The following is a 5630-nucleotide window of genomic DNA, read 5'->3' as shown; positions in this document are numbered from 1 at the left end:
GCCATGTTCCTCCGTACCCATCTGGCGGCGACCGGCAGATTCATTTTCGAAAGCCGAAGGCGCCGTCGCAGGGTCGGTAGCGGCCAAACTGCCGTCCAAATCCAGGTAGATATTCGGCGCCTCAGCGGTCTTCGACAGTGCGTGTCCTCCACGCCATGAACCGGACCTTGGAATGCATATTGATCTGAACGGCAAGAGTGCCCTGGTCACAGGCGCATCGAGAGGCATTGGGGCGGCAATCGCGCTTCGACTGGGCGAGGCCGGTGCACGCGTCGGGCTGCACTATCGATCGGGCGAGACGGAAGTCAAGGATCTTGCGCAACGAGTGCCAGGATCTCAGATCTTTCGAGCCGATCTGGAGGATATGCAAGAGGTTCGCAACCTGTTCGACGATGCTGTCGCTGCTTTCGGCGGACTGGATATTGTCGTGAACAATGCCGGTGTGGCCGTTCGCGTTGACGAGACAGAAACAGGTCGTGCGTGGGAGGAAGCGTGGGACACGACGCTGAATGTCAACCTGAAGTCTGTCACGCTGCTCTGCCGACTTGCGGTTCAACATTTCACTACGCGGGGTGGCGGACGCATCATCAACATATCGTCCCGAGCGGCTTTTCGTGGTGACACGAAGGAGTACATGGATTATGCTGCGTCGAAGGGCGGCGTAGTTGCGCTCACGCGCTCCATCGCCCGGGCGTTCGGCCGGCAGGGTGTCCTCGCCTTCAACGTGGCACCGGGCTGGACCCGGACCGCCATGGCCCAGGACGTCATAGATGAGCATGGTGAACAGTACGTCGTCGACGACCTTGCACTGAATACACTTACAGAGCCCGACGATGTCGCGACTATTGTGACCTTCCTTGCCAGCGGTCTCGCGGATCACGCAACGGGCAGTACGATCGACGTCAACGCGGGAAGCTATGTTCACTGAGCGGCTGCGCCACGTCTACCCGACGCGCGCAAGCTTCATTCCCCGCCGGGCGTAGAACTGCTCGAAGTAGTCACGCACGTCGCGATGCTGCTGCTGACTCAGAAATGCGTCCTGTCTCAGCAGCTTCGTGGCTGCTTCGCGGGCCTCCTCGAGAATGTCGAGGTCTGCGACGAGGTCGGCGATTCGAAGATCTGGAAGTCCGCTCTGCCGCGTCCCGAAGAAGTCGCCGGCACCGCGAACTCTCAGGTCCACTTCGCTGATTCTGAATCCATCCGTCGTGTCGACCATGGCCTGGAGTCGTTCGCGCGATTCTGCCGAACGCTTGTAGTCGGCCATGAGCACGCAGTAGCTCTTGCTTGATCCGCGGCCCACACGGCCTCGGAGCTGATGCAACTGACTCAGGCCGAAACGCTCCGCATGCTCGATTACCATCACGGTAGCGTTCGGCACGTCGACGCCTACTTCGATCACGGTCGTCGCGACAAGGATGTCGGTCTTGCCCGCCTTGAAACGCTGCATGGCGGCGTCCTTCTCCTCGCCCTTCATGCGACCATGAATGAGATCAACGCGACTGTCGGGGAAGAGCGCCTGCAGTTTTTCGTGGCCTGTCTGAGCGTCCTTGAGATCCAGCTTCTCGCTTTCCTCAACGAGCGGATACACGACATAAGCCTGCCTACCCGCCTCGATCTGCGATCGCAGAAACAGATAGACATCGTCTCTCCGATTGTCAAAATAGAGCTGCGTGTCGACGGGACTTCGCCCGGGTGGAAGATCGCGGATTACCGACACTTCAAGATCGCCGTAAAGTGTCATCGCGAGTGACCGCGGAATGGGCGTGGCGGTCATTAGAAGGACGTGGGGACTGTCGCCTTTTGCGAGCATCTTCGCACGCTGCATTACACCGAATCGGTGTTGCTCGTCTACGACCGCCAGACCAAGCGACCGAAAGTCCACCGTATCCTGGATAAGTGCGTGTGTACCGACGAGAACATTGGACTGGCCCGTTTTGGCTCGCGCCAGAATCGCCTCCTTTTCTTTCTTTGTGTGTCGCCCCAGAAGCAGATCCGTTCGAATGCCGAGCGGATGCAGGTACCGCACGAGATTGCCGTAGTGTTGCTCGGCAAGGATTTCGGTAGGAGCCATGAACGCGGCCTGAAATCCGCTGTCGACCGCAAGCAGCATCGCCGCAACTGCGACAACTGTCTTGCCACACCCGACGTCGCCCTGGATCAGCCGGTTCATCTGATGTCCGGATGTCGTATCTGCCGTGATATCTTCCAGGGCAGCTCGCTGGCCTGCCGTGAGCGAGAACGGCAGGATGTCCTCCACGAAGCGTCTGGCAAGAGTCCCACCGGCATCCAGGCGCGGACCCGGTATCTCCTTTCGTGAGCGCCGGGAAAGTCCAAGCATCAACTGGATGAAGAACAGCTCTTCAAACTTGAGCCGTCGTATTCCCGATTCGAGCTCGGCATGTGATTTCGGAAAATGGGCCGCCCGGAGTGCCACCCGTCCCTCAATGAGTCTGTAATCGGATCGGATCCAACGGGGGAGGATTTCCGGGATTTTCTCTCCGTGATCGCGAAAGAGTCCATAAATGGATCTACGCATCGCCCGACTCGTCAGCCCCACCTTCTGCAATGCCGCACTGCCGGGGTATAGAGAGATAATGCGCCCCGTGTCCAGGGCGGGTCCTTCCTCATCAAGTTTGTCGAAATCAGGATGCGAGAACGACAGAAATCGTCCGTACTTCTGCGGCTTTCCGTGGAAGGCGACGCGATCGCCGACGCTGAACACGCGGCTGACCCACGCGACTTGTTGGAACCAGACGCACTTCGCCCGGGCGCCGTCCTCATCTTCGAACGTGACTTCGAAGCGTCGACCGCGCCGCCCCGGGATCGCACCGGCCGCCAGCACGGTTCCCACGACCGTCACCGCATCATCGCCCTCTGACAGGTTTCGAATGGGTACGATGGAAGATCGGTCGAGGTAGCGCCGCGGAAAATTCTGCAGCAGGTCCCTCATGGTCCGGATTCCGGCACGAGACAACACGTCGTACCTGGTGGGCCCAATACCCTTCAGGTACTGGATGCTCTCGGACAGAAAGGTGACCGCCATGGCTCAGGGGATTGCGCTGTGGCTGGCTGCGCTGCACACAATAGTGCACGAAATATAACCAACCACCGCGCAAGGTCCGGGCCGAAGCTCCTGCTACCTCGACGAGTGGAGCCTAGGCAATCTTGAGATCACCGGCACGACGGTACATCGCCATCACGAAACCGAGCGAGAGAATGATAATTCCGATCCAGACGAGATTGATCAACGGCTTTTCGTATGCCTGCACGACGAGCCAGTTCTCCGGAGCTGACGCGACGCCGTCAACTTCCAACTGGACTGCCCCGGTGTCGACATTCATGCCGATGAATGTGAAGCCTACGTTCCAGTCTTCTATTCTGGCCGGCTCAAAGCGGACACTTCTGTCGGGGTCGACGATGTAGAGCGGCTTGATGGAACGGACTTCCTTCGTCGCCAGGTTGGTGATCTGGAGTGTCGCGCCCACGACGATCTCCTGTGTTTCGGAATGCTGATCGTCGGAGGCAAGGTCGAATCCCGAGAAGTACACCATGTAGTCTCCAACGACTGTCGAATCATTCTTGCCCAACTGAACCTGATTGGCTCCGTCGCCTTCGTCGAACATGGCAGCAGGCGAAACCGCTACGAACAGATCTTGCTTGACGCCGAGCCGCAGGTCGGGGTGCTGGATCCACTGCTCACTGTTACTCTGGTAAACGACAGGCTTCAGTCTGAAGCTGTCACCTGACGGGTCCTTCACATCGAGGAGGTAGACCGGCCGTCCTTCATCGTTAGTCTCCGTGCCGACGTAGGTCATTTCATATCCCGCCACGCGAGCTGTCTGTCCCAGATTGACAACGAAGTTGTCGCGGCCTGTTCCAGACGCTGGGTCGGCCGAAATCGACCGGCTGAACCCACTGGACGCCACGATACCCAGCACGAGTATGGCGAAGCCGACGTGTGCGACCGCACCACCTGCAAGCCGGGGGTTACCACGGCCGATTCGCCACATGACCATCCCGTTCCCGTACAACGCGAAGAAGGCGACGAAGACGAGCATCAGCATCAACAGCCCGAATCCGTACGTCTGCCAGAAGCTTCCGAGCCCGTCAAGCAATCCGGCCTGCACCATGCTTAGCGCCGGACTCTGTGCGACGACCTGCGCACTGCGCTCCACAAACGGCGTCAGAATCAGGACCAGCACGGTGCTCACAACCGCCAGCACCACAGGCTTGACGAGCACCTTGTTGGCGCTTTCGACGGACATCTTGTTCCACCAGAAGAGCTGGCCGAGCCCGGCGAGAAAGACGAAGCCGATTGAAAGCGGGAGAGACCACTTGTTGTAGAACGAGATCGGTACGGTAGACGGGTTATCGCGAAAGACATTTCCGAGTATGGGTGCGCTCGTGCCCAGAATGACTACTGCGGCAATGGCGCACAGAAGCATCGCACCGATAAAAATCATGGACTCGCGAGACAACAAGCTTGGCTCTTGTCTCGGTGTCGGCAACTCCTTCCAGCGATAGGCAAAGAGGCCGAAGCCTATGACTCCCATCGTCAAAATCCACAATAGCAATTGGTTGTAGAGTCCGAGATCGACGAAGGAGTGAACCGACACGTCGCCCAGGATTCCGCTCCGCGTCAGAAATGTTGAATAGACGACGAACATGTAGGCGAGAATGCTCAGGAAGATCGCGGCCTTCTGGCTGGTTCCACTCCGCTTCTGGATAATCATCGTGTGGACCGCGGCGATACCGATTATCCATGGAACGAGCGAGGAGTTCTCGACCGGATCCCATGCCCAGTATCCTCCGAAGGACAGCGTGACGTACGCCCAGTACCCGCCCATGGTGATTCCAATTCCGAGGATCACGACGGCACCCAGCGCCCACGGGAGAGCGGGCTTTACCCAATCGGTGTAGCGCTTTTTCCACATCGCGGAGACGGCGAAGGCGAAGGGCACAATCATCGCCGCAAAGCCGGCGAACAGGGTGGGTGGATGAATTACCATCCAGTAGTTCTGGAGCAGGTCGTTGAGGCCGCTGCCGTCCGCGGGCACGAGTCCCGCCTTGAGCATCGGCGCGTCAGGAAACTTGTCGGCAAGAAGGGTAAACGGAGAGGCACCGATCGGCACGGCACCGATCTTGAGACCGACGATCATCGAGATCAAAAAGAGCTGACACACGGCTACAACGGTCATGGTCGTGGCTTCGTAATCCTTCGCCCAGCGTATCAGTGCGAGTCCGACGAAACTGTTCATTATGATCCACAGCAGGAAGGATCCTTCCTGGCCGGCCCACGTCGACGATATGAGATACTGAACGGGCAGAGCTCTCGACGAATGCTCGTAGACATATCCGTACTGAAACTGGTGTGTCACGACCAGGTAGCCGAGGATCGCGAACGCGATAATTGAACCGACGGTCATAGCGACCCAGGCCGCTCGCGCGGTTCGTCGCCAGTGCGTGGATAACTGGTCCTTCGTGGACCGGTAATAGGCCACGCCGGCAAGGCCGCACGCCACAAAAGCCGTCAAGACAAGGAGATGACCAATTACGCCTGCCATGTGTACCGACCGAATAAAGTGAGTTCTTGTCCGAATAGAGCGCTAGAGCCTAGAAACGTGTCCGGA

3 protein-coding genes are annotated in these 5630 nt (G+C 58.6%); 1 reads left to right on the top strand and 2 read right to left on the bottom strand.

Annotated features, from left to right (window positions below; genetic code table 11):
• The first annotated feature begins 172 nt into the window (after positions 1 to 172).
• Positions 173 to 928 (top strand): SDR family oxidoreductase, encoded by a 756-nt coding sequence (locus HKN37_12770; GenBank protein NNE47520.1) that lies wholly within the window; start codon positions 173 to 175, stop codon positions 926 to 928.
• 15 nt (positions 929 to 943) lie between these two features.
• Here the strand turns inward: HKN37_12770 and recG are convergent, their stop codons facing one another.
• Both recG and ccsA read right to left on the bottom strand, forming a co-directional pair.
• Positions 944 to 3043 carry an ATP-dependent DNA helicase RecG gene (gene recG, locus HKN37_12765; GenBank protein NNE47519.1) on the bottom strand — a complete coding sequence of 700 codons (2100 nt, stop codon included), beginning with the start codon at positions 3041 to 3043 and terminating at the stop codon, positions 944 to 946.
• A gap of 112 nt (positions 3044 to 3155) precedes the next feature.
• Complete coding sequence (gene ccsA / locus HKN37_12760; protein NNE47518.1) at positions 3156 to 5564, bottom strand: cytochrome c biogenesis protein CcsA; 2409 nt, start codon at positions 5562 to 5564, stop codon at positions 3156 to 3158.
• Between the last annotated feature and the right edge of the window lie 66 nt (positions 5565 to 5630).

This window comes from Rhodothermales bacterium (assembly GCA_013002345.1).
Lineage (GTDB): Bacteria > Bacteroidota > Rhodothermia > Rhodothermales > JABDKH01 > JABDKH01.
This window is presented reverse-complemented; position numbering and strand designations above follow the sequence as displayed.